Raw genomic sequence first — 22,482 nt, 5'->3', positions numbered from 1 at the left:
AATTTAAGCTTTTTGCTGGTGTTTTTAGCAGCGGGGCCACACCTGATCCCATTCCGAACTCAGAAGTTAAGTCCGCTTGCGGCGATGGTATTGCACGGGCAACCGTGTGGGAGAGTAGCACAATGCCAGCTCCTTTTTTAAACCACTTATCGAAAGATAGGTGGTTTTTTTTGCTTTTTTTTAATTTGTCTTTTCTGGAATCAAGCTCATTGAACGTTCTGCAATTGCAGCGATGGTTAAAGAGGGGTTTGGACCGATAGATGTTGGAATAATACTGCCATCAAGAACATAAAGACCCTCATAGTTAAAGACTTTTCCTTCGGTATTTACAAAACCATTTTCTGAATTTGATCCAATTGGGCAACCACCCAACGGATGGACAGCAACCATTTTATGAATATGAGTCAGTGGGTTATCGATAAAGTGACCACCAAGTTTGTCCGAAATTGCATTCATTTGTTCTCGAACGCGATCGTAATGAAGCTCGCTATCAGAATAGTTATATTTAATGTCGACCTTTTTGTTTTGATTTAGTTTTATTTCGCCGGTGGAGCGATCTCTTCCCATCGCTAGCAAGACAAAAAGTTTTTCCGTATAACTTCCTTTATCTAAAGCGTCGGAAAGGTCATCACCAATGTTTCGTTCTTTAGATCCTAAGAAAGGAAGCAACTTACTTAAGAGGTCTTTGAAGAATCGACCTATTAGTTTAATACTGCCGACAAGGCCAGATGATTGCGGGACTTTTCCCGACATATACCATGAAAGTCCGATTGGAAAGCCAGCATCCTCCATCGTAAAGCCATGAGGAAATCCATCAGGGTAAGGCTCGTACTTGAAGTCAATTGCTGTGGTTATGGTTGGTCCTTTATCTGATTGAACAGAGTTTTTAGAACCCCAAGTGAATCCTAGAAGATCTCCGTTGCCACACCATTTTTTCCCAAGCCAATTATTTAATTGTGGCAAGACTCCATCGGCTTTCATTTGTAAAAGAAGTTTGGTTGAGCCAACGGAACCCGCGGATACTATGACGTTGTGAGCTTTAAGAATAGTGGTCTTAGAAGGGGATTGAGGGTTGTGGTAATGAACATGCCAAATATTATCTATCTTCTCTAATCTATGGGCCTCGGCATGAGTCCGAACCTCAGCATTTTTTCCTTTACCTGTTAGCTGCTCAATAGTTCTAGCTCGATGAATATAGTTTAGATTGAGTGTATTCTTTGCGTGGATGTTACATCCGATATCGCACTCACCGCATTTGTTGCATTTGGATTGAATGGCCCCGTGAGAGTTTTTTGTTTGTTGCCCTGGAAAGTCTCCAGAGAAGCGAATCGCCAGATGAGGGTGACTGATTTTGGGTTCTTCGATTGCTTGGAATGGGCGATTTAATGACTTACCGGCTTCGATGTAGAACTTTGTTTTGGGTGTGTCTTGGTAATATGGGTCTGATAGATATGGATACGGGGATGCTTCCATAGTTTGAATAACTTTGTCGTAGAATGGATCGAGATCACTGCGCTGAAGGTTTGAAGGCCAACCAACGAAATAGTCACTGGGCATATGCTTTAAAACATTTGCATAGATTAAACTGCCCCCGCCCAGCCCTGAAGCGGTCAATGTCATGGCGTCACTCGCTGGAGTATCTAGTATCTCCATAAATCCGAATTTTTTATCCTCTGGATCCCAAAATGCATTGTTGCGAATTTCATTGATTCGTCGAGGAAAGCTATACATCGGCCAATCTTGCCCCCTTTCAAGAAGGCAAACAGAGTAAGATTTTTCAGCAAGTCGACAGGTCGAAACTGAACCGCCAAATCCTGAGCCAATGACAACGTAATCAAATATTTCTGACATAATATCCTCGTTTAGTAGGATTAAATTTCAATTATTATAAAAAAATGAATGAGCTTTTAAGCGACTATGATTTCATGTTTAGGAAGAATTTCATGAATAATGCTGTACCTGTGAAAAAGTAAAGCATCATGCAGGTTCTTCCACTTTGAATTAAGGAAGCTTTCTTTGTATTCAACATTTTCGAATTCAAAGTCTTCCAAACTTTGAAACGGAAATGCTTCATCAAGCCAGCTTTCGGGGCCCTCGGGGATATACTCCCACAGGTCTTTTCCAAAACTAAAATTACCAGCCAGAACTGCTTGCTTCCATACTTCCAGACGATCTTCGCCTTCTTCCAGTGTTGTATTGGCTAAAAGATTTTCTATTACGATCCAGTCAGAAGCGTTTTTGGTTGGAATAGGTAAATTATTTTCAGTACGGATGTTAATATAAAAAGCATAAAGGTGTTTAGCGGCTTCAATGAAGTCTTTCGTGTTGTCTCGAAAAATCATTTGTCCTTGCCAATCTTTGTAAGCCCACGATAGGTAAGGAAGATCTGGATAACTAAGGACACAACCGTGCCCCACTGGATTTGCTTTTCCAACAAACCAACTTTGAATATGATCCCAAAGGGATCGAACCAGTCCTTTTTTAAAATATTTCTTTCTATATTTAATCATCTCTTGGTCGATTGAGCCATCGGCTTTATAGATTTCTGATACCGTGTTGTATTCATGGCTCATGCCGACAAAACCTTGATGGGCCCAAGTGTCCACATAAACATGACTTGTAATTCCCGTAAGGTAAAGTCCGAAAGGCTTTGAAAAGTTCTCGGAGCAGTTCGCAAGCATATCTTGAGCGACGATACTATTGGGGCGACAAATCAGTTTGTTGAAGAAAGGATCGGCTATACCACTGTTATTTTGAATTTCATTAGAGGGTAAGAAATGAAAAGGAATCCAAACCGTATGATTCGCAAGGTCTCGGAAATTGCGGTAGTCTATCATTTTATGTGCAGAAGCAATAAAGCTAAAGGCAGCTCTGTTCGAAAAAAGAATCGTACCTTCTTTGACCGCATCATCAACGTACTGTGCGCTTGAAGCAATAATATTTGCCTCTTCAGAGGAGAATCCTGCTAATCGAGCAATTATAAATGTAACTCCTAGATGAAAATCAATTTGCATTTTTTGTACTCTTCACAATGAAATTTAAAAATGACGGGAATATATCGACATGGCAGTTTTTCCCCATAAAGACATCTTGGTGTCCATAGCCATCAAATTCTTGATAGCTTACATCATGCCCAGCCTTTGAAAGGAATTCGAATGTCCCTTTGTTAGAGCCTGGAAAAATATGGTTTTGTTTGCCACTAATAAATAAAATCGGAGGAAGGTGTTGTTGGTATTTAGCAAGCTCTAGGTAGTTGGTCTCTGCTGGAGAAACCGAAAATGAAATTGCCGCAGCTTTCTTCACCATTTTAAAGATATGGCGGTAGTAGTGAAAACTTGTTCCTCCAAATAAGTCACAAAGTCTACGATGAGTCTCGGGAGCCAAGTTTTTGTGTTCGTAGGCGGCAGGAAAGCCCCAACCCCACATAAAGCTGACCATGTGACAAGCAGGCTCTTTACACTCGTGTCTAATTGCTCGTTCCATCCAGTAAATCCACTTTCCTCGCACAGGACCAGGCATGTAGGGTATTTTAGGACTCAGATATGGATATCTAAAAATATACTCAAGAAAGAAAGGACCAAACAAAAGCTTTAAGTAGGATTGCCAGCGAACTTTAGGCGTTAACGAGACACTGTTGCTAATTACAGAGGCGATGTTTTTTGTTTTTCCAGCGGCTAAGCTACACATGAATGCTAATGATCCCACGCAGTGACAAATTACGTGAATTCGAACGTCCGGTCCTTTTAGATCAATGATTTTTTGAATAGCAGCTGGAATATCATTTTGGGCGATATCATCGATCGTGTACCGGTGAGGGGAAAGATTGTAAGTATGTCTAGCACTTCCCCTCCAGTCCAGCGACCAAACATCATCAAACTGATTATTATGAAGAAAGTTAACTAAATTTTTGTGTTCGGGCATGATGTACATGTCCGTAGATGTCGTTAGTCCATGCAAAAGTAAAACAATATTTTTACTATCTGTATTTTTATAAAATCTATTTAGTTCCAAGTTAAGACCATCTGGGGTCTGAAACTTATAAACTTCTTTTTCGCCCTGAGGAACGCCGATTGTAGTTTGTAGTGGAATGATATGTTCATTCCAACGAGACGACGTTGTTGTGAAAATAAAGGGGGCGTATGCTTCCCAAAGATTTTTAGAGAATTCACCCATAAATCGACCAATAACTTCAATATGTGGGCGTCCGGTGGTTGAGCTAGTTTTAAAGGTCGTTAGTTGATGAATAAAGTCATGAACGGCTATATGTAAGACTCCAAGCCCAAGGACATTTTTTTCAACTTCATAGTTGTAAGGTAAATGTCCTTCCCAGATGTAGAAATAAAGTGTTGTCGTTTCATCCCAGGCTTTAGAAACTTCTTCTTTTAATACTTCTTTAAAACCGAACAGAGTCCAACGTTTGCCATCTATCTCTTCAAGATAAAGGCAGTAGTGCATTTCTTTAGCGGTGTTTAGGGCCGGACTGACTTCTGGGGACGTAAAGAGGATGAAAGTACCTTTTTTTACTTTTAGAAATTGCCCTGAAAATGGAGAGAGCACCGTTCCCTCAAGTTCAGCTTCCAAATCTTTTGAGCTTAAAAATTGATCGAGGTCTTTAATTTTTACGGTCAAAGTGAACTCGCAGGGCTTGCGATGAAGGTTTGTTTCCGATTCCTGAATTTGTGAAGAATAAAGTGGATGTTTGGTGTTTAACTTGAACTCTTTTGGGGCCCAAGAACCAGCCATTCTTTCTGTAAACTGAAGAGAATCCATGCACTGCCTTTAAGTAATTAGAATTTAGTTTAAAAATATTCTAAATTTTGTTTACTTAAAGGCAACTAAAGCTCTTAAAGACCGGGGCTTGTGTCTAGGGGCTACTGCGTGATTTGAAATTCGAGTGCTCTTCAAGAAGTTTAAGAAGAGACCTTCTGTTGATCGGCTTTGAGATGTGACCATCGCAGCCTAAATTTAAGCAATCTTGGATATCTCCTGGCTGGTCATTGGCGCTGACCGCAAATATGTAAGAGCGACTCTTCAAATTTTGCTTTTCAAGGTCTCTGATGAGTTGGGTGGCTCTGAAACCATCGATTTCCGGCATAACTATATCCATTAGGACAATATCGAAATTGTTTTGTTTGCAAAGTTCGACAGCATCATGACCACTTTGAGCAGCGGTCACGGTGATGTGTTCGTTCTTTAAGAGGCTTTCGATCAAAAACCGACTGGCCTCCATATCATCAACAATAAGAACACTGGGCGGATTGTTTTGGGTGGACATATTTTCCTCTGGATCAGTATATGTAGAATTGTCCACTTCTTCCTAAGAATTTCAATTTGAATCATCTCATTCTAGAGGTCTCTTGAATGATTTCTAATACTAGGTCTAATTCATTAAAAGTGTTAAATGCTTGAGGTGAAAATCTAATTCCTGGGCCTCGAATTGCAAAATTGATATTATGTTTTTTTAGTTCGGTACAGAGACTTTCTTTGGATTGATGGGGAGGCGGCGTAAAGTTAACGATTGGGTGTTGGTAGGCTAGGCCGTTAGGGTTGTGAGTAAGGCAGCCGATTTTTTTCAGTCCTTGATCTAGATAAGTGGCAAGCGCTATTGCTTGATCGCGAATCTTCGTCGGTGTAACTCTTAAAATCAATTCACATGAAGCTCCGAGAGCTGTGATCTCTAGGACTTGCTTTGATCCAGATTCGAAGCGAGTGGCGTCTCTTTTTGGAGAGCAGGATAGATCAGATGGGTCGTCGCATGTGCCGTAGGTATAGGCACCATAGCTTAAAGGTTTTATTTTATTAGCCAGCTCCTTACGGATTGCTAAAAAACCAGCACCTACTGGGCTTGCCAGCCATTTATGAGAGCCTCCCGAGATACCATCTACACCTAGACTCCACAGATCGCACTCCAATAGTCCTAGTCCCTGCATAACATCGACAAAAACCAATATGCCGTTCTTTTTACAAGCAGCGATGACCGATATATAATCCATCATTGCGCCGGTCATGAACTGAACCCAACTAAAGGCCACAACTTTTGTTTTTTCGTTTATCGATTGAATAAATCTTTCAGTATCTAGGGATAAATCTTTATTTGACTCAACAATGTGAAGTCGGGCGCCCGACCGTCGGCAAGCCTCTTGCCAAGGGTAAAGATGACTCGAGTATTCTTGGTCCCAGATAAGAACTTCGTCCCCAGGGGCGAGATTGATACCAAACGCGAACTGACTTATTCCAAATGACGTATTTGGGAAAAATGCGATGTCATCCCAGTCGCATCCAATAAGCTTTGCGATATTTGAACGAGACTGCTTCACATCTTGCATGTAGTCTGCATCAGTCCAAAATCCTTCCTCGTAAAAGCGTTGCCCCCACATTTGAATTTTCTCTTTTGCGGGATTTGATATAGGAGAGAGGCCCGCATTATTTAAGTGAATGAGGCCTTTTTTCCTAGCAAACTGCTCAGCAAACTCTTCTAATTGAGTACTCTTTGTCATTTCAGTGCCTTTAGAGCTTTATCAATTAATTTTGCTAATTCTTCTACATGCTCAAAGTGAGTTCTGAACCCAAGCAAGCATATGCGAATGTAAAAATGGTCTTGAATAGTACATCCAGTAAGGAAGTATCGGCCATCTCTATTTATTTGATTTAACAATTCTTTTGTTTTTGAATTCTTTAATCTGAAAGTCAGAATCGACAAGTCAGGATTACAAGCAAACTCCACAAGATCATTTTTTTTGATTTGTTCGTACAGCCAATTTGTTAATTTAAGTTTTTCTTCCAAGTTTAATTGGAAGGGTTCTACGCCGTAATACTTGATTGGAAGCCAAATTCTAAGGCCACGAGCATCTCGGGAAAGTTCCATAGAAATGTCAGCAAAATCAACCTCATGAGAAAAATCTGAATCGGTTGAACTTGGCGGCATATAAGAACTTGCCCCAGCGTATTCGAAGTTCATTTGGGCTGCATCTTTAACTATTAAGCAACCAGTGCCGTAAGGAGTGGATAGTGCTTTGTGCAGATCAAGGGCCGCAGAGTCTGAACGAGAAAATCCAGAAAGTTTTTCTTTTCCATGATCCGTAAGTAAGAAGAAACCGCCGTAAGCCGCATCGATATGAAACCACAGTTGATGACGATTGCAAATTTCCGCGATGGCTTCCAGGTCATCGACGGCCCCGGTATTTGTAGTGCCGGCTGTGCCAATGACTGCAATCGGTTGATAACCATTTTTTATATCTGCGCGAATGGCCTCTTCTAGTAAAGTGATATCCATTTTTTGGTTAGCATCACAGTTGATCAGGTGAAGGCTCTGGGCTGGGAAACCTAAAATACTAAGCGCTTTTCCGATACAGTGGTGCACTTGCGCCGAGCAATAGTAACGGGCTTTTGCCAGGTCATATCCCTTAAGTTTCGCTTTGCGAGCCAAACTAAGAGCTTGAAGGTTTGCCTGGCTTCCGCCTGATGTGAAGACTCCAAGGCTGTGCTCGTCGTAGCCAGCCATATTTATAATCCAAGAAAGGGCCTCTTGCTCTAGCGTCACAAGTCCTGGAGATAGCGAGTAGTGTCCAGTAAATTGATTAATCGCCTGGGAAACTGCCTGAGCAATATTAGCTATCGGATTACCGGCTCCGGCGACATAGGCCATATAACCTGAATGTCCTACGCCTTGCCCTAAAGGCATCAAATCCGATTTTATAAGATTTAGTAACTTATCTAGTTCCTGAGGTCCTGATGGAAAGTTTTTGTTCGCCTGGTAGGGGGGGATAAAACCTTCCTTAACTTTATTTGTTTCAACGTCCAGTGCAGAGCCTATCGGAGATCGCAAAGAAAACTGAGATTCTAGCTCTGTCATTACGGGAGCTACAATTTCCCATGCTTTTCGAATCTCATCCGATGATGTCTCAAGTGGTTGGAAAACGGATTTCCACCAGTTCGCGTTTTGCATCTGATTGAGTGTATTGGCTCTTTGCGGATGGATGTATGAGGTCGATTTTTTTAATTTCGTAGAACCATTATCGTCTGAGCCATCTAGGGTGGCGGCAATGCGAAATCCTGAATGTTGGAAAAAATGAGGTCTGAAGTGAAATCGGGCCCATTTACTTGCTTCATGTCCGCAACTAATAAAACTGCCACCTAAAATCATTTGATGTTTTCCATCAAAACATGGTGTGCTGAAATCATCATACAAAGGATTTATTTTAAAGCCTTCAAGTGGATTGAATTGATCTTCAGCCCATTGCCAAACATTTCCGAAAAGGTCAGAAACTTTATCGTTAGAAGCTCCAAAGGATCCAACTGGAGAAGCTGATGAAAAGTTAAAGTTATAGTTATAAGGAAACTTCCGGAGTCCTTCCTGAGAGTTGCTAAAGGTCGTTTGCTGTAAAACTAAATCTTCATCAGTTCCTCTTAAAGACACGTGCTCGGGCTCGGTAATTAAACGATACTTTAAATTCGTTTTGTCTTTTTCTTGAAGCCAATGGCAGTAGGCCTTGGCTTCGTGATAGTTGACCTCAGCGGGCCAATCCCATGGCATATCGATTATCTCGAAGATCGTGCGAAGCTTGTATTCATGACTGCCTTCTGGGCCATAGCCGACCCAAAAAGTGGGACGTTTTGTATTACGAAACTTTCTCCATAAAAGCCCCTCTTCGCTCCAATACTTGTCATCTGTGTATGCTAGAGAACTGACAAATTCAAAAAACTCACCATTAGTGATAAGATTTCTTGAAACTTGAAAAGGTGAAATTGTTTTTTGTCTTTTTCCGTATTCGTTATCCCAGCCGTAAGAAGGAGCCGACTCAGGCTTGCCCCATGTCACTGTTCCTCCTTGAGATTGAACCCACTCGACGCGGTTGATGGTTTGGGGCTTCAAATCAGATTTTTTGTGACCCGATGGGTGAATAGAGGGCCAATATCGAGGTGTTTCGACTAACTCTAAGGGCAGCTCGCGAATCAGAACGCTAGAAGTTTCGAAGTGAATTTTTTCATGTTCAAATCCCATGAAAAGAGCCCACAATGGGTTATCTCCTCGGATCTTAGAGATATCCTCTAAATCCGGATGGGTTGAAATTAAGTTTTTAAGGATCGAGTAGATTTTTTTCTTATAAGCGTGAACAATTTCTAGCGACGGCCAAAGCATTTCGTTTTTGGACATATCGTCCCAGCTCATTTCATCGACCCCAGTTTCTAGAACTTTTTCTAGATAAAGATCAACTGGCTCTTTGATGGCGCCTGCTAGTCGAAGTTTGTTTAGAAAAAGAACTGCCGTATGACCGTAATAAAAAATCATGGGATGGCGGAGTTGGTGATAGGGAGGTCGAGTGTAAGTTTCTTCATTTTTTAGCGCTGAAAAAAGCACTTCGGTCAGTGTCCAAGTATTGTCAAAGTAATCCAAAACGTCCTGGCGAGTAGCGATGTTTAAATTAATTAAAGGAAGAGCGAAGAGGGTTCGCGAGGCGGGGTCATAACCTTTACAAAATTCTGGAGCTTGGCCTGTCCACCATGAGGATCCAAACTTCTTTAGGACTTCGTTAGGATTTGAACGGTCTACTTTGGGAGCAGAAAGGTTGGGATTTCGAGTAAGAGAAACTGTTTGAATCATACTATTACCTCGCGCTTCATAGGCTCCATATTTTTTGCGTTTCAGTCAAATGACAAATCCTGTTTTTGTCGAATGAAGGGTCTCGGGATTGAGCTGTGGGTACTTAAGAAAAAAGACATCCTGTCATGGGAGCTTCCCGCTCCCATACCCTGGGGTAAAGCCGGTCATCGTGACCGGCTTTTTGCGTTGTGTCTCTTGAAATAAAAAGGCCCATCTTGGCGAACCTTGTGATTTGATTTTTTTACTACGAAAAAAAAATTACAAAGGCCAAGAATGGACCTTCATCATTTGATCAACAGCTTATTAGGTCTGCAAGATTTAAATATTACCAACGCGGAGCTTTCAGAGGACTTTGTGTCTTGTCGGCTTTCGGCAGAGTTACCGTGGTCCCGCGCCTGCTGCGCGGACTGCGAGCATCCCTTATTGGAATTCCATCAATGGAGCTATCGAGACCTTAAAGTACCCCCTCTGGGGCTCTTTAAGGACGTCGTTATTCATTTACGATATCCACGAGGACTTTGTCCCGTATGCAATAAAATCCAACGCTCTAAGGTTTCAGGGATCCATTCAAAATTCAAAGGCCATAGCTGCAGCTTTGTCGAAACCGCGGGTCGACTCATGGAAGAAACCACCTGTGCTGCTGCGGCCCGGACCTTGAGTTCAGATCCAAAGACTTTATGGCAAATGGATCAGTGGCGTATGCGAGAAATGCAAAAGAATTTAGATGTAAACAGGTTTACAAAAGATCTTGATGTTTCTCGTATGAGTGCTGACGAGGTGCACTTTAAGACTGAAACTGAAACCAAAAGAGAGCACCCTTTTGCACCACGATGGACCGTAAAGTTCGTAACAAACTTAGTGTGTACGAAGGCTGCAAAGGTGATTGCTAACGCTGCTGGTAGGGATGCTATGGCCTTAGCAACGTGTTTAAAAACTCTATCAAGACCCCAGCGATTATCAGTGGAGTTTTTTTCAATAGACATGAACCCTGGCTACTTCCAAGCCGTGAGTAAACTCTGTCCCAATGCAGAGATTGCGATTGATCGATTCCACTTGGTTCAGAGCATGAACGAATACTTTGAAAAAGTCAGAAAAGAAGAGTTTCAAAAGGCAAAAAAGAACAAAAAAGAGTTCGAAGAAATCATGTTGTCACCATCGAGAAGGTTCATGTTTTTAGAGCGAGATGCTGTTTTATCTATCGAGGAGAATAATATGCTAGGAAAGTTAAAAGTGTTAAATACGAATATTTCAAACGCAATGATTATCGTTGAGTATTTCCATAAGGTTTTAGAAGAAAAAGGTGTCCACGGGTTTAGATCACGCTTGGCAAAATGGTATGGGTTGGTTCGAGATTCGAAGTTGCTGCCACTTCGGAAGTTTGCACTGCAAGTTCGCAAGTACCGGATCAATATCGAAGCCTATATACGATCAAATTTAACGACTGCAATCAGTGAAGGACTTAACAATAAAATCAGAGTTCTAAAGGCCATGGCCTACAGCTATCAGAATGAGGAATCGTTTATGCTAAAGATCCTTCAGAGGTGTGGATTTCTCAATTCGAGACACATGGATACCCGGCGTCTATTCAAATATAGCAGCCTGGCATGAAACCTACCCACAGAAGAAACCCGAGAGGCTCGAATGAAACAAGACGTAATTAGGGCACTGTCTAAAGGCTAGACACCATAACAAAAAGGTAAGCGTTCTCAAGGAGGAACAGAGATTGCTTATTTGATCTGAATATGACTAAAGCGGCTCTTTTAGGAATGTTTTTTTTGATACTCTCCAACATATGTTGGGGGGCGGAGGCTAGGACCCAGTCTATGGGGGCTTCGCTACGGAGGGCTATTGATAAGTTGCCTGAAGGCGCCAATAAGCGAGGATTGATTAGATATTTGCAGGTTATCTCTCCGGAATCTTATCGGCGGGATGGCGATGTTGCTATGGCGAATGCGGGCATACGAGGCTACCTCGAGAAGCAATTTTCTGAAAATGACTGTTTTGCCGAGACCGCATTTAAATTTTATCGTGAGATTCGCAGTGCGGATCGTGAAGGTGAGCGTCCGCATTTGTCAGATAAAGCGGGGGACGGTAGGTTTAAGCATAAACCTGCCGGTTGGCTTTGGGAAAAGGCGCTGAGTTTTTCGGGGCGCAATCCAAATAAGGCGATGATGTTAATTGGCTTATGTGGCCACGACGATATTAATCAAGGAGACTTCCGAAACCAGCGAGTTGAAGATAAGTTGCTGGCTCGAGGCTGGTCTGATGACGATTTATTTATTTGGGACGAATTGACCGATGGGAATCACCTCTGTCCGCTTAAAACCTCGGATTTCTATTTGCCACAGAGTTTAGGAAGAGGTGTTGATATTTCATCATCTTTAATTGAGAGGATTGCTCGTCTGCAGGCCGAGGGACGTGGTGATCTCTTGCCCGCGAAGCACTATCATGTGCTTGGGGCCGCTTTTTTAACCTGTCAAATGATAGAGGCGGGTATGAATTCCACGTTAGCTTCTCGTCTACAAGTGCTTGCGGCAAGAGCCTATCGAGGAATTAGGTTGTGCGAAAAAACCCACGACGAGTACGAAATGTTCAAAGCTTTGTTGCAGCAACCTGAGTTAAAAAACAGAGGCCGGTTGAGTTTGGATCAAGCCATTCGTTTAGAATTAGAAAAAAGTCTTTTGGATGAAAAATGTCGATCTGGAAAGCTTCGAAATTGGTCCTGTGACTTATTGCGGGAAAGATTCAGCTACAGTATGACCACTCAATTGAGTCGTGCTGCTTACGATAGAATGAAGTTTCGAATTCAACAAGACGTAGAACAAATTATAACCTCAGGACTTTATGGAAGTTGGTATTTAGGTGGAAATCGAATTTTAAAGTCTTTGCCCTGTACCGATGAGCAAATATTAGGTCCCGCACCTTTGTTGGCAAAGTTTGTGGGTAGTGTCGATTTAAACATGAATATTTGCGGATATGGGCTTTCCTCGGACATGTGTAAGCGGGCTTTGCATATTATTGATACCTGGAAGGTTGATTTTACTTGGACTGTCTCGCAACACAAGGTGGGAGCCGATTTTGCCTCCACACAATGCCGGAGATATGAAGCGAGTAGGAATTCTATTTCGAGCTTTTGCTCTGAGAATTGAGAGATTCTTGAAGGTTTGGGTTTTATGCAAAAAATTCATATGTGGAGATTTAGACACTGGTTAACTAAGTCATTGAATTGTCTAGATTTGATTTTAAGTGTGAAGGTGGAAGATGAATGTAAGGCAAATTAAGATATTACAGTTTTTCAAAAATGCGAAAAGCCCTTTTGATTTTGGGCGTTTTCGGTTAGAACCTTACAGTTTGAAAACGAAAGTCTATTAATAAGGGGACGTTTTATGATGAAGAAGTTGCTTATTGCACTTGTGTGTTCATTTTCTGCTTTTGTAGCAGTAGCTGATGATTTTGACGGTGGTTCTGATGAGTTTGATCAACCGGAATATCCTCGCTACACTGAGGCTGAAATCCAAAAGAAAATTCAGAACGAAATGGCGATTGCTTGTTCTGGCAACCTTTGCAAAATCGTTGGAACGGATGCATCTGGTGATGGTTGGACTGTGAGCTTCTCGGTTGGTTATGGAGACCGTTCAAGTGGATCGGGCGACACTATCATTATCGGCGACAAAATGGGATCTAACGATGGCGATAGAACTTATGCGGGTGTGACAGTTACTTACTCTACTTATTCCTGCCAATCTTCTTTGCGTGTAACACCAGCAGTTTATCGCTTCGTGAATACCTATATGTACAACATGGTAAATTCTGACGGTTCAACGAAGAGAAATTTCTCTCCTGCTGATCAGACAGTTATCTTGTTCTACACAACTATGTTGAACAAAGTGGAATCTTGTAAAGCTGTTAACGCAAAATAGTTTTTTGCGTAAATTTGAATCTCGAAATTTTGTACTTTAAGGAGTTCGTTGTGAAATTAACCAAATTAAGTGAGCTAAAAATATCGAATCTTTTGATGCTTTCAGTTGCTTCATTTGGTTTTGTTTTCGCAACAAGTGCTGCGGGAAATGCTGCAGAAATGCAAAAGTTCTCTTTGCATCCAAAAGCCAACTGGAGTCAGACTCCAGTTGGGATGGATTTGGAGCCGATTCGTATTACGAATCGAGCACAATGTGCTCTTGATTCAGAATCGCCGACACGTTCGGCTTTTCTTATTCTTGATGGCTATAATGCTGGTAAGTTGACGTATGCTTTGGCTAGGAACGTTGGAGAAAATCCCGATGAATTCTCTAAAGAAGGTATGCGTGAGTTTAGACTAGCAGTGACCCAGCTGACGTTAGACATTATTGACCGAGTGCGAACTGGGCGTCTTCCGTTGTTGCCAATGGATTATTCAGAGTCAAAGCTAAGAAACTACAATAATCTTGTAAAAAAATGTGGGACTAAAACTTACTGTGATGATTTGAGCCAATATATTGCTTATGCATGGGCCCTATCTGAGAATACGAGACTAGCCGGAAAAGCTTCGGCTTCTGAGTGGCAAAAATTAGATAATTTTGTGGACAGAAACTTCACTACGACGATTGTTTCAAAAAGAAGCTGCGCGTACCTTAAGCGTTTCTCTCCATTGCAAGCGAATCTTCACTCGACTGATTTGAATGTAGCGGTGCTAACAGATATGGCTCAGGCGGTTATTAATCGCAAGGACTATATTGCTTCGTGCAGCGACGCTTCGGCGGATCTGGACAATAGAAATGCAGCAATTCAATTAGACATTACGATAGACGATCCTCAAGCCTGGTTTGTTAAGGGATTTGACTATTGGAATAGCGTAAAGATCTACCTTTCTTGGGCTTGGAGAAATGCATCCATTCTGGATCGCTATTCGCCTAAGTACTCTAGCGTATTCCGGTCTTTGGCCTTGGAAGAGTCTATTATGCTAATTCCAAATGGCTGCCGCAGTATCATGAAGCCAGCCTGTGATAGCGAAGGGCTTTCAATTAACAGTTTAAGAGAGTTGGCAAAGCCTAATACTCCTTCTCCGGAACACTCTAAAGAGATTCCATCTCGCTTGGAAAATAATCTTCTTGAGCATGGTCAAAGATCAGTTAACAACGACTTTTTGGGAACTCGCAGTTACGACACCGCTGCAGAGTGGGTTGAAAATTTCAGAAAGCAGTTCATTCAAAACCGCGGTTCGATGAAAAATAAGTTTCAGTCGGCTGTTCAGTTTATGAATATTTTGGCTGATTCTATGTCTGCAGCTGAACTGGTTGAATTTACAAAGCCACTAGCTTTGAATCGTATTGCCGATAATAACTTGAGAGATGAGCTTTATTATCTTTGCACAGAATCTCGTCTAGCTGGCGATAAGCGTCTTGATTTCTTGCGGTCTGATGTTGATCGCATAGGTCAACTGACGTCGATGATGAAGGCGGCGGAGTTTTCGCCTCGTGAAATCACTGAGTTTATTGCTTTTTTCAACACTTATATCGAAGGTGTAATGCCTTTGTGCGAAAGCTTAGAAAAGCAAAATATTTGGAATCCAGGTTCTGGCTATACGCCAAATAAAGCTGGTTTCCAGACGTGGGCGAAAGAGCTTTTGAATATTCAGCTGGTGGATGAAAGCGGAAAGTTTATTCCTCCAATTACGTATTCGTATGGCGCTCCTTTGTTGGTTTGGAAAAAAGACGCTGTTGGAGCTGATTCAAATGTAATTTGTCAGAGTGCTCTAGATTGTGGCCGAAAAGTCGTGAAGTCTTTGGTCGACCTACATGCCGTTTCAGTTTATGCGGATGCATTTTTGCCAGTTTCTTCAACAGCGGCAAGTCCAAATGTTTTCAATCCTTATACTGAGTTGAAGGCATGCAAAATCTATGATCCTTGGTTTCAAACGCGTAGAGCCCAAAAAGTTTTCATGAGTGACCTTGCGAATACGGTTCTCTTCGGATTCAACGCATTACCGATTTATTTGGATATTGATTATTCTGCAGCTAAAGTGACGTCCTTTAATCAGCTAGTCAAAAACGGCAAAATTAAGTTTGATCCTAATATCCAAGCCTCAAAAATGCAGGCCGCATTGGTGGCGGATTTTGGCGCTTTGCTTGGCGCTCCTTGTGCTATTTCGATAGCGCCGACGTCTTTAAAGGCACCGTCGGTTTATGCATTTGATGGAATCAGTGTTAATTATTGCAGCGCTAAACAAAGTGAAGATGCCATTGTTAAAAAACCAAACGATGTGGTTCCTACGACATCTGGAAGCCGGTCTTATTGTGGTGGTTGTTCACTTAACTTCGTAAGTATCGCAACGACGGTTAATAATGCTCCGACTGGATTTAATCCTTTGAAGGGCGCTATATTTTTGTTTAGGTCCATTTATAAGTTTGTCACTGGAATGAAGGATCCGGTAAATGTACCGCGACTTTATACAGTGAATTTGAATTACGTTGCGGACACCTATAAGCGCTATGGGAAAATACCTGAACAGTGTGTCGAACAACTGGGTAAAGGTCTTAAGTGCTTTGAAAGCGTTTGCGCGGCAAAGGCAGCCGAACACTTTGAAAAGCTGACTGGCGGCGAAGTTGTTAGTATCGAGGTAGGATCTAGTTTCGGCAACAATGATCGTATGCGTGAAAACGCATCTAAGACGGCGTGGATTAAATCAAATATTTGCAATGGAACCGTTGTGATGCCTTTCAACTGTCGCGAGGGCAGTGATTATTTCCGAGGGAGCTATTCTGGCTCTTGGGGTGGTCGTGGTCAGTGTGGGGAGAAGTTCTAATGTTTCGGTATTCTCTCGCAATTTCAATTTTGACTCTTTTTTTTCAAACGGCGGCATGGTCACTGGATATTGATTCTTCATACATTAAAATTGGAGAGCAGTACAAAAAGGTCGCAACTGTGCAATGTATGAACGATGAATCAGTGCTGTGTTCGGAATTTTGCGGCAACCCGGCTCAGTGTGTTCAGCCCGAGCCTTATTGTTTGAACTGCGCTGGCACGACCTGGAGCTTTTTAAGAGCTATCTTTACTCAACCAGGAAGGCAGTATGTTCCGAGTGTCGAAGTTACAGACGCAGCGGCATTGGTACAGAAAATTCTATCGAAGAAGATAATTCTTGTAGATACTAAAAGTGTTTTCAATTACTATACGCCCATTCAATCAGAAGCTTTGGTACGTTCTATGATTCGTTTCTGTCCAGAAGGCACTCAAAAGGCCTCCTTTGCGATTGCTTTGAATCAAGAAAATATCCCTGTAGCATTAGATTTTGTGATTTGTAAATCTCAGGGAGAGAAGGATCTCTTCTTTTCGGTCCGACGTGCGGAAGCCGAAGTCAACAAGGAAGCTTTTAGAAGTAGTTTTGAGCAAACATTAAAATAACAACCCCAGGCCGGTATGGCTTGGAAAACATATAGGAGTTCCAATGAAAAGGCTCGTTTTGGCTACTGCTATGGCAATTTTTGCTATGGCTTCTTCTGCAAACGCAATCTCTTTGCGTTTCAAATTTAAAACTTATAGCTCTGGTCCAAGCATCTATGCTTGTAATGCTGGTTTGAAATCAGCGGCTGTTGGTAAAAAAGTTTGTTATTTCGAAGGTACAACAAATGCATGTACTCAGAATGACTGTAAAGATGGTCAAATTTGTAACACTCGTTGCGTTTGCGCTGGTGACAACAACGGTGGCGACTATCTAATGAACTACGGTAAAGTTACTACTATGACATGGGCTGATCACGGTGAGACTCCAGTTGTTGTAGAATCTAACAAAACTTTTGCTTCTACTAATCAACAATATGCACAAGCTATTTCTAGCGATGCTGCAGCTTTCAACCACACAATCAAGGATCTTTCTTTCAACCTTGGTTCAGAGTTGTACAATGCTGAGTACTTCGTTGATATCTGCTTCCGTGCTCCTCAAATCGAGTACTACCTTGATGGTGTAAACTCTAACTGGGCATACACTCTTCAAGCTACTGCAACTGACTTTATCGCTAACGGTATCAACCCAGGCGACAACTCACGTGCTGGTCTTGATATCCCTGCAGCAGTTGCTGGTAAAAAATACTCAACTTTGGCTGGTTTGACAGTTGAAGCGAAAATGGTTTGTGATCTTCAAGGTGAAGGCGTTTACAAATACGCTAACGTTGATGGTTCATACAACACTTCTGTAAACGAAGCTGACATTGCTGGTGTTAAAGACATCGTTAAAACTCATGGTGCACAAAGCTTAGCTGGAAACGCAGTTGATTTCGTTAAAGGCGCAAGCTTCACTAGCGGAACTAAAGCTCCACGCTTCTGCAAAATCCGTTACACGTTCAAAGAGACTAATGGTCGTTCATCACTTCCATTGTTCCGTAAATGGCAACGTCACGGTGCTGAAATCTGTACTTTCACAGATATCACTGAAGGCGAAGTTGCTTCTGAACTTCAGTAATTGTTAGTTAACAAGGAGACCGTATTATGAGTAAATCATTATTAAATAATTCTATGAGAATTCTTTTGACCTCTAGTGCGGTTCTCTTCGGTTTCATCTTGCAAGCTCAAGCTTGCAAGATGTCCCGAGATCAGAAGTTCAATTATTTCATCAATGGTTCTGCGAACTATTCTGGAATGTTTTGGGAAGGAAAAAGCACGATATTCACTCCAACTGTGATCGAGAAATGTCAGCAGTCTGCGGGGCAATATTTAATGCTTTCGTTGGGAGTTCGGTTTCCAACATTAGTTTCTGAAACTTCGGATATTTCTTTTGATGGAAAGATTCAGGAAGGTATTTGCAGTCTTAAAGACGCTCCAAAGCCTGTTCAATCTTTCGATGAAAAGAAACAAATTTTTGCTAGCAATCATGCTTTCTTACGTAAGTGTACCCATTTAGAGGTGTACGATCTTGATAATCGTCCAATTCAGTTTAAGCCAAATCAGGTTGCCTGTCAGATTCGTTCTATTGGAAACGGAACTTTTAGATTGGACGGAGATTTTTGTTTCTTAAAAATTAATCCAGCCAATCGTTTTGTGGTTTCAATAACAATCAATGATGAATGTAAGTCTGAAGCTTATTTGAAGCAAAATGGCTTCGAGGCTCAGGACGTTGAAGCCGCACTGAATGCCTATGTTGCGGGTGATGATTCGGGTACAAGCACGGAATTAGATCCTTTAGGTACATCGCGTGCTCGTGTTTATATTCAGCCAAAGGCTGGTACACTGCCGTTGACAGAAGATGACGACGTTCGAACTCCAAGATTCCCTACAATTTATGCACCTGACATTCATATGGGCGGTCTTAAGTTAGCTGGATCGGGACAGACTTGGACTTTAGATATGAGTTTGTTTGTCGATAATCGTACTGATAAGGTTTGCACTCAAGGAGTGTGTACTCGCATAAGTAACTTCAATGTCCCTGTTGTTGGCGAGGCTAACTTCTACTCAGTTAAAGGTGCAAAGCGAGAACTTTTGGATTCTTGGTGGCACGCCGGCATTGCGGTCGCTAATTGGCAGGGCTTGTTGACAGGTATCTCAAAAAATATCAATGAAGTTGAATTTAAGGTTGGCGATAAATACTCTTTAGAAGTTGTGTTTGTTGATCCGTTTGAAGACTATACTTTGTTTGCGATGGCTTTTCAGCAGTTCTTAATTGACCTTAAGGCTGTTGAAGGGACGGCGGGTATCGACGTGATCCAAAGCCTTCAAGGGCTAGCAAATCTTTCCGGCTTAAGTCCATTAAGAGCTTTGCCTAATCTTTCAAGTGGTGATTTCACTGCGGAGCTTGATCGCGTATTATTAGCCTTATCGGGGTTAAACAAAGATCGTCAGTGGCCGGCTTATTACGAAAAAATCTGTAACCCTGTTTTGAAGAACTGTATTGCAGCTGGAAAAAGTAAGTATTTCGCAAAAATCCGTGCTGATTTTGAAGTTGCTGGTTTTGACGAAATGGACGGCAGCGTTCAGTTTAAAAATGTTCGTATCGCCAGAGACTCTAAAGTTGCTGATTCATATGAAAAATCGGTGACAGGCTTTACTCGCCAGACCTGTGGTGAATAGTATGAAGAGTTTTTTAGTTGGCCTCATTTTTCTTCCGAATCTAGTTTTTGCTGGTGTGACCATTGCGCCAAAGAATGGACAGTTGTATGCATGCAATGCTGGTATTGCTCACCCAGCCCAAGACTTAGCTGGGACAGATTCTATTCAGGTAAAGTATGATGATCTTTCAGTTGCTGAAGACAGCCCGGTGCGTGTTCGAGGCAATAATATTTCAGCGGATTTTTCAGATAGTTATAAAGTGCTTTTTGGCGGAAACTCTTTTTGGCTGAGTATGATATCCAAATTGGAGATCGGCTTGAGTTCTGAAAAGCTTGGAAGCCGATATTATATTGACTATTGTTACGTCGCCCCGAAGGCTTCGGGGCCTCAGTTAGTTCAGACAAATGGAATTTACCAGTTAAATTCTTCCTTAGGGTTTTCGTCTTTAGATCAAGGGCGCTATGTTAATGATGCTGGCGTTACTGCGACAATGTACGTTTATTGCGATCTGGCTGGAGTTGGTTCTAAAACGAAGATGGATGCGGATGTATCGAACCTTGCTCAAAATGGGATGGATCGTGATTTGATCACTTCATCAAATTCGGCAAGTGTTGGTAGCCAAGTTATTCAGTTTCAAAAGATATTGAACTCGAATTACATGAATACCCCTAGAGCCTGTATCGTAAGAATGCTTTTTGTCGAAACAAAAAATACTCCGCGATCAAACACTGTTGGGGTTGAGTTCACTAACGATATTAGTATTGAAAAGGCGACTTTTTAAGTTAATGGGCTAAGTAGAAAGAAATTAAGCTGTAAATGCCGGCGAGAATCAAAATTCCACCGGCAATTTTTTTTTGTTTCGTATCACTTTTTTGAATCGTTTTTTTTATCATCCAAGGCATAGCAATTAAAGCTGGAAGGCCTCCGGCAAAGAAAAGGGCCATGATAAAGGCCCCAGCGTATGGGCTCTTGGAGGCTACTGCCGCAATAATATAAGTATATAGCCATCCGCAGGGGAGAAGAATCGTTAATGCTCCTATGAGCCATCCAGGTTGATTGAGCTTAAAAGCTTGAATTTGAGCGATCACTTTTTTTAACAAAGTACTTTGCGGAATGATTCGTCTTAGAAGTGGTAGGTCCAGATTTTTTATTCCCATATAAATCAAAACCAGGCCAAATAACCATGCCGAGATTAATCGCAGCAGGTTGAAACTATTGCCTAAGAAGAAGGCCCCCAGGGCACCGGCCATCGCACCGAAAAGAACGTAAATGATGAAGCGAGTGATATGATACTGTATAAGTTGATTTCGCTGAGCCAAAATTGAAGCAATAGGACCGCACATGCCCGCACAATGCCAGCTTCCAAAAAAGCTGGTCGTAAGAATTGTTAAAGATAGAACGAGGCTTTCTTGATTCATCTATTTCGGGCCTAACAAGGTGAACTCTTTAATATCACTATAAAGAGCTCTGTTTTCGGGGTTATAGATCAAGATTGCGCCTTTTATTTGTCCAACGCCTTTGAATTTTTCAGGAGCCGCTTTGACAAAGAAATGCCATTCAAAGTACTGCTTCGGCGTCAAAAGCATTGGGTTCTGACCCACCGTTAATTCTAGGCCCGCCGCCACTGCTTCTGGAGTTAATTGAATTTGATATAACTGTGAGTCAGACGACTGATTGGTGACGTGCAATTTGAAGTGATTCAGAATCTGGCTTTGCCCAGCTTCATTTTGTACAGTTGAAAATGGAAGTCCAGTGGCGCGAAGGAGCGCTGCATGTGAGCTTTGCCGAGTGGATAGATTGTAAATCAATCCGGCAGCACAAAGAGTAATAGCAAAAAGATAAGCCAAGCTTCTAGGCTTCAGCAGTTTGAATTTGGAGTTATCAAGAGTTTTATAGCCGATCAAACCTTTTGGTTTTTTCACTTTTTCCATGATCTCGTCGCAGGCATCGACGCAGGCCGTGCAGGCGATGCACTCGAGCTGTAAGCCGTTACGAATATCAATACCCGTAGGGCAAGCGGCAACACATTTTCCGCAAGCCACGCAATCACCTTGTTTAGTGTTGGCGTCAAAATTAAGGTTAGTTGTCGTTAAGCCTCGGCGAGGTTCACCACGCTTTTCATCGTAGGCGACGGTCATTGTTGAAGAATCCATTAGAAGTCCTTGAATTCTTCCATAGGGACACATGATGACACAAAACTGTTCGCGAAACCATCCGAAGTCAAAAAGAAATAATGCAGTAAAAAATTGAACGACAACAAAAAGTGTCCAGTTGTTTGAAGGTGAACCTAAAGTAATTTTTAACAATTCTGGAGCTCCGACAAAATACGCGACAAGCGAATGCGCAATATGGGAGGAGACAATAAAAAATAAAATCCATTTAGCAGATTTTTTTAAGAAATTTTTAAATGTTAATGGGTCGGTCTGCATTTTACGTCGTTCTAAATAGTTTCCTTCGGTGAAGTACTCAATCCTGCGAAAAACACCGTCTATAAATACCGTTTGAGGGCATGCCCAACCACACCAAACTCGGCCCCATATCGATGTAACGAAGGCTAATGTCAATGCTCCACCAGCGATTAAGAAAAACATAAGAGGGGCATCGTGGGCTCGGAATAGCACGCCGAAGAGATTGAACTCTCGCTCTGGCAAGTTAAGAAGAACTGTTTGGTGTCCATCCCAAGTTGTCCAAGGAAGGACCATAAAGAGTACAATTAAAAAGGCTTGAGTCCAATTTCGGTGTTTACGGAAAAAGCCTTTAACCTCGGCAGGTTGTAAATAAAGTCTGTCTCCGTGAGCGTTTACGCTTGTTAGTTTACCAGGATCGAGTTGAGTCATAGTTCCTCTCAAAGAAGTACGGACAGTTTA

Annotated in this window: 16 protein-coding genes and 1 rRNA gene; 9 read left to right on the top strand and 8 right to left on the bottom strand. The window is 41.9% G+C overall.

Annotation, left to right across the window (positions count from 1 at the left end; all coding sequences use genetic code 11):
* The first annotated feature begins 14 nt into the window (after positions 1–14).
* Positions 15–131 (top strand): 5S ribosomal RNA (gene rrf, locus AC04MN_RS00585).
* A gap of 49 nt (positions 132–180) precedes the next feature.
* On the opposite strand, the gene AC04MN_RS00580 is transcribed toward rrf, so the two are convergent.
* From AC04MN_RS00580 to ovoA, 6 genes are all read right to left on the bottom strand, one after another.
* Complete coding sequence (locus AC04MN_RS00580; RefSeq protein WP_475381243.1) at positions 181–1,851, bottom strand: GMC oxidoreductase; 1,671 nt, start codon at positions 1,849–1,851, stop codon at positions 181–183.
* Between the two features lie 56 nt (positions 1,852–1,907).
* Positions 1,908–3,014, bottom strand: coding sequence for a DUF6765 family protein (locus tag AC04MN_RS00575; protein ID WP_475381242.1), 1,107 nt, complete (start codon positions 3,012–3,014; stop codon positions 1,908–1,910).
* Positions 3,004–4,770, bottom strand: a complete 1,767-nt coding sequence (locus tag AC04MN_RS00570; RefSeq protein WP_475381241.1) for an alpha/beta hydrolase — start codon at positions 4,768–4,770, stop codon at positions 3,004–3,006. The genes AC04MN_RS00575 and AC04MN_RS00570 overlap by 11 nt, the downstream gene beginning before the upstream one ends.
* Positions 4,771–4,864: 94 nt before the next feature.
* A complete protein-coding gene (locus tag AC04MN_RS00565) occupies positions 4,865–5,275 on the bottom strand; it encodes a response regulator (protein WP_475381240.1) in 411 nt (136 codons plus the stop codon).
* A 61-nt stretch (positions 5,276–5,336) separates the two neighbouring features.
* Complete coding sequence (locus tag AC04MN_RS00560; RefSeq protein ID WP_475381239.1) at positions 5,337–6,497, bottom strand: aminotransferase class V-fold PLP-dependent enzyme; 1,161 nt, start codon at positions 6,495–6,497, stop codon at positions 5,337–5,339.
* A complete protein-coding gene (gene ovoA / locus AC04MN_RS00555) occupies positions 6,494–9,601 on the bottom strand; it encodes a 5-histidylcysteine sulfoxide synthase (RefSeq protein ID WP_475381238.1) in 3,108 nt (1,035 codons plus the stop codon). Before ovoA ends, AC04MN_RS00560 begins: the two co-directional genes overlap by 4 nt.
* A 273-nt stretch (positions 9,602–9,874) precedes the next feature.
* Here ovoA and AC04MN_RS00550 point away from each other — a divergent pair, with 273 nt between their 5' ends.
* From AC04MN_RS00550 to AC04MN_RS00515, 8 genes are all read left to right on the top strand, one after another.
* Positions 9,875–11,209 carry an ISL3 family transposase gene (locus AC04MN_RS00550; RefSeq protein ID WP_475381169.1) on the top strand — a complete coding sequence of 445 codons (1,335 nt, stop codon included), beginning with the start codon at positions 9,875–9,877 and terminating at the stop codon, positions 11,207–11,209.
* A 215-nt stretch (positions 11,210–11,424) separates the two neighbouring features.
* Positions 11,425–12,750, top strand: a complete 1,326-nt coding sequence (locus AC04MN_RS00545) for a hypothetical protein (RefSeq protein WP_475381237.1) — start codon at positions 11,425–11,427, stop codon at positions 12,748–12,750.
* Between the two features lie 237 nt (positions 12,751–12,987).
* Complete coding sequence (locus AC04MN_RS00540; RefSeq protein ID WP_475381236.1) at positions 12,988–13,521, top strand: protease; 534 nt, start codon at positions 12,988–12,990, stop codon at positions 13,519–13,521.
* 50 nt (positions 13,522–13,571) lie between these two features.
* The gene (locus tag AC04MN_RS00535; RefSeq protein WP_475381235.1) at positions 13,572–16,382 is read left to right on the top strand and encodes a hypothetical protein; all 2,811 of its coding nucleotides are present in this window, start codon (positions 13,572–13,574) and stop codon (positions 16,380–16,382) included.
* On the top strand, positions 16,382–16,981 hold the full coding sequence (locus AC04MN_RS00530) for a hypothetical protein (RefSeq protein WP_475381234.1): 600 nt from the start codon (positions 16,382–16,384) through the stop codon (positions 16,979–16,981). The genes AC04MN_RS00535 and AC04MN_RS00530 overlap by 1 nt, the downstream gene beginning before the upstream one ends.
* A gap of 43 nt (positions 16,982–17,024) precedes the next feature.
* Positions 17,025–18,035 (top strand): protease, encoded by a 1,011-nt coding sequence (locus AC04MN_RS00525; protein WP_475381233.1) that lies wholly within the window; start codon positions 17,025–17,027, stop codon positions 18,033–18,035.
* Positions 18,036–18,061: 26 nt separating this feature from the next.
* On the top strand, positions 18,062–19,636 hold the full coding sequence (locus tag AC04MN_RS00520; protein ID WP_475381232.1) for a hypothetical protein: 1,575 nt from the start codon (positions 18,062–18,064) through the stop codon (positions 19,634–19,636).
* Position 19,637: 1 nt separating this feature from the next.
* Positions 19,638–20,396 (top strand): hypothetical protein, encoded by a 759-nt coding sequence (locus AC04MN_RS00515; protein WP_475381231.1) that lies wholly within the window; start codon positions 19,638–19,640, stop codon positions 20,394–20,396.
* Position 20,397: 1 nt separating this feature from the next.
* On the opposite strand, the gene AC04MN_RS00510 is transcribed toward AC04MN_RS00515, so the two are convergent.
* Together AC04MN_RS00510 and ccoG are read right to left on the bottom strand one after the other, a co-directional pair.
* The gene (locus AC04MN_RS00510) at positions 20,398–21,033 is read right to left on the bottom strand and encodes a sulfite exporter TauE/SafE family protein (RefSeq protein WP_475381230.1); all 636 of its coding nucleotides are present in this window, start codon (positions 21,031–21,033) and stop codon (positions 20,398–20,400) included.
* On the bottom strand, positions 21,034–22,452 hold the full coding sequence (ccoG, locus tag AC04MN_RS00505) for a cytochrome c oxidase accessory protein CcoG (RefSeq protein ID WP_475381229.1): 1,419 nt from the start codon (positions 22,450–22,452) through the stop codon (positions 21,034–21,036).
* Positions 22,453–22,482 lie beyond the last annotated feature (30 nt).

The organism is Bdellovibrio sp. ZFWA1 (assembly GCF_056175665.1).
Note: the sequence above shows the minus strand (reverse complement) of the source record. Positions and strands in the feature narration are given on the sequence as shown.

Excerpts from the sequence above, each read along its gene's own strand:
- AC04MN_RS00580 (WP_475381243.1), bottom strand. The coding sequence starts at position 1,851 with ATGTCAGAAATATTTGATTACGTTGTCATTGGCTCAGGATTTGGCGGT.
- AC04MN_RS00575 (WP_475381242.1), bottom strand. The coding sequence starts at position 3,014 with ATGCAAATTGATTTTCATCTAGGAGTTACATTTATAATTGCTCGATTA.
- AC04MN_RS00570 (WP_475381241.1), bottom strand. The coding sequence starts at position 4,770 with ATGGATTCTCTTCAGTTTACAGAAAGAATGGCTGGTTCTTGGGCCCCA.
- AC04MN_RS00565 (WP_475381240.1), bottom strand. The coding sequence starts at position 5,275 with ATGTCCACCCAAAACAATCCGCCCAGTGTTCTTATTGTTGATGATATG.
- AC04MN_RS00560 (WP_475381239.1), bottom strand. The coding sequence starts at position 6,497 with ATGACAAAGAGTACTCAATTAGAAGAGTTTGCTGAGCAGTTTGCTAGG.
- ovoA (WP_475381238.1), bottom strand. The coding sequence starts at position 9,601 with ATGATTCAAACAGTTTCTCTTACTCGAAATCCCAACCTTTCTGCTCCC.
- AC04MN_RS00550 (WP_475381169.1), top strand. The coding sequence starts at position 9,875 with ATGGACCTTCATCATTTGATCAACAGCTTATTAGGTCTGCAAGATTTA.
- AC04MN_RS00545 (WP_475381237.1), top strand. The coding sequence starts at position 11,425 with ATGGGGGCTTCGCTACGGAGGGCTATTGATAAGTTGCCTGAAGGCGCC.
- AC04MN_RS00540 (WP_475381236.1), top strand. The coding sequence starts at position 12,988 with ATGATGAAGAAGTTGCTTATTGCACTTGTGTGTTCATTTTCTGCTTTT.
- AC04MN_RS00530 (WP_475381234.1), top strand. The coding sequence starts at position 16,382 with ATGTTTCGGTATTCTCTCGCAATTTCAATTTTGACTCTTTTTTTTCAA.
- AC04MN_RS00525 (WP_475381233.1), top strand. The coding sequence starts at position 17,025 with ATGAAAAGGCTCGTTTTGGCTACTGCTATGGCAATTTTTGCTATGGCT.
- AC04MN_RS00520 (WP_475381232.1), top strand. The coding sequence starts at position 18,062 with ATGAGTAAATCATTATTAAATAATTCTATGAGAATTCTTTTGACCTCT.
- AC04MN_RS00515 (WP_475381231.1), top strand. The coding sequence starts at position 19,638 with ATGAAGAGTTTTTTAGTTGGCCTCATTTTTCTTCCGAATCTAGTTTTT.
- AC04MN_RS00510 (WP_475381230.1), bottom strand. The coding sequence starts at position 21,033 with ATGAATCAAGAAAGCCTCGTTCTATCTTTAACAATTCTTACGACCAGC.
- ccoG (WP_475381229.1), bottom strand. The coding sequence starts at position 22,452 with ATGACTCAACTCGATCCTGGTAAACTAACAAGCGTAAACGCTCACGGA.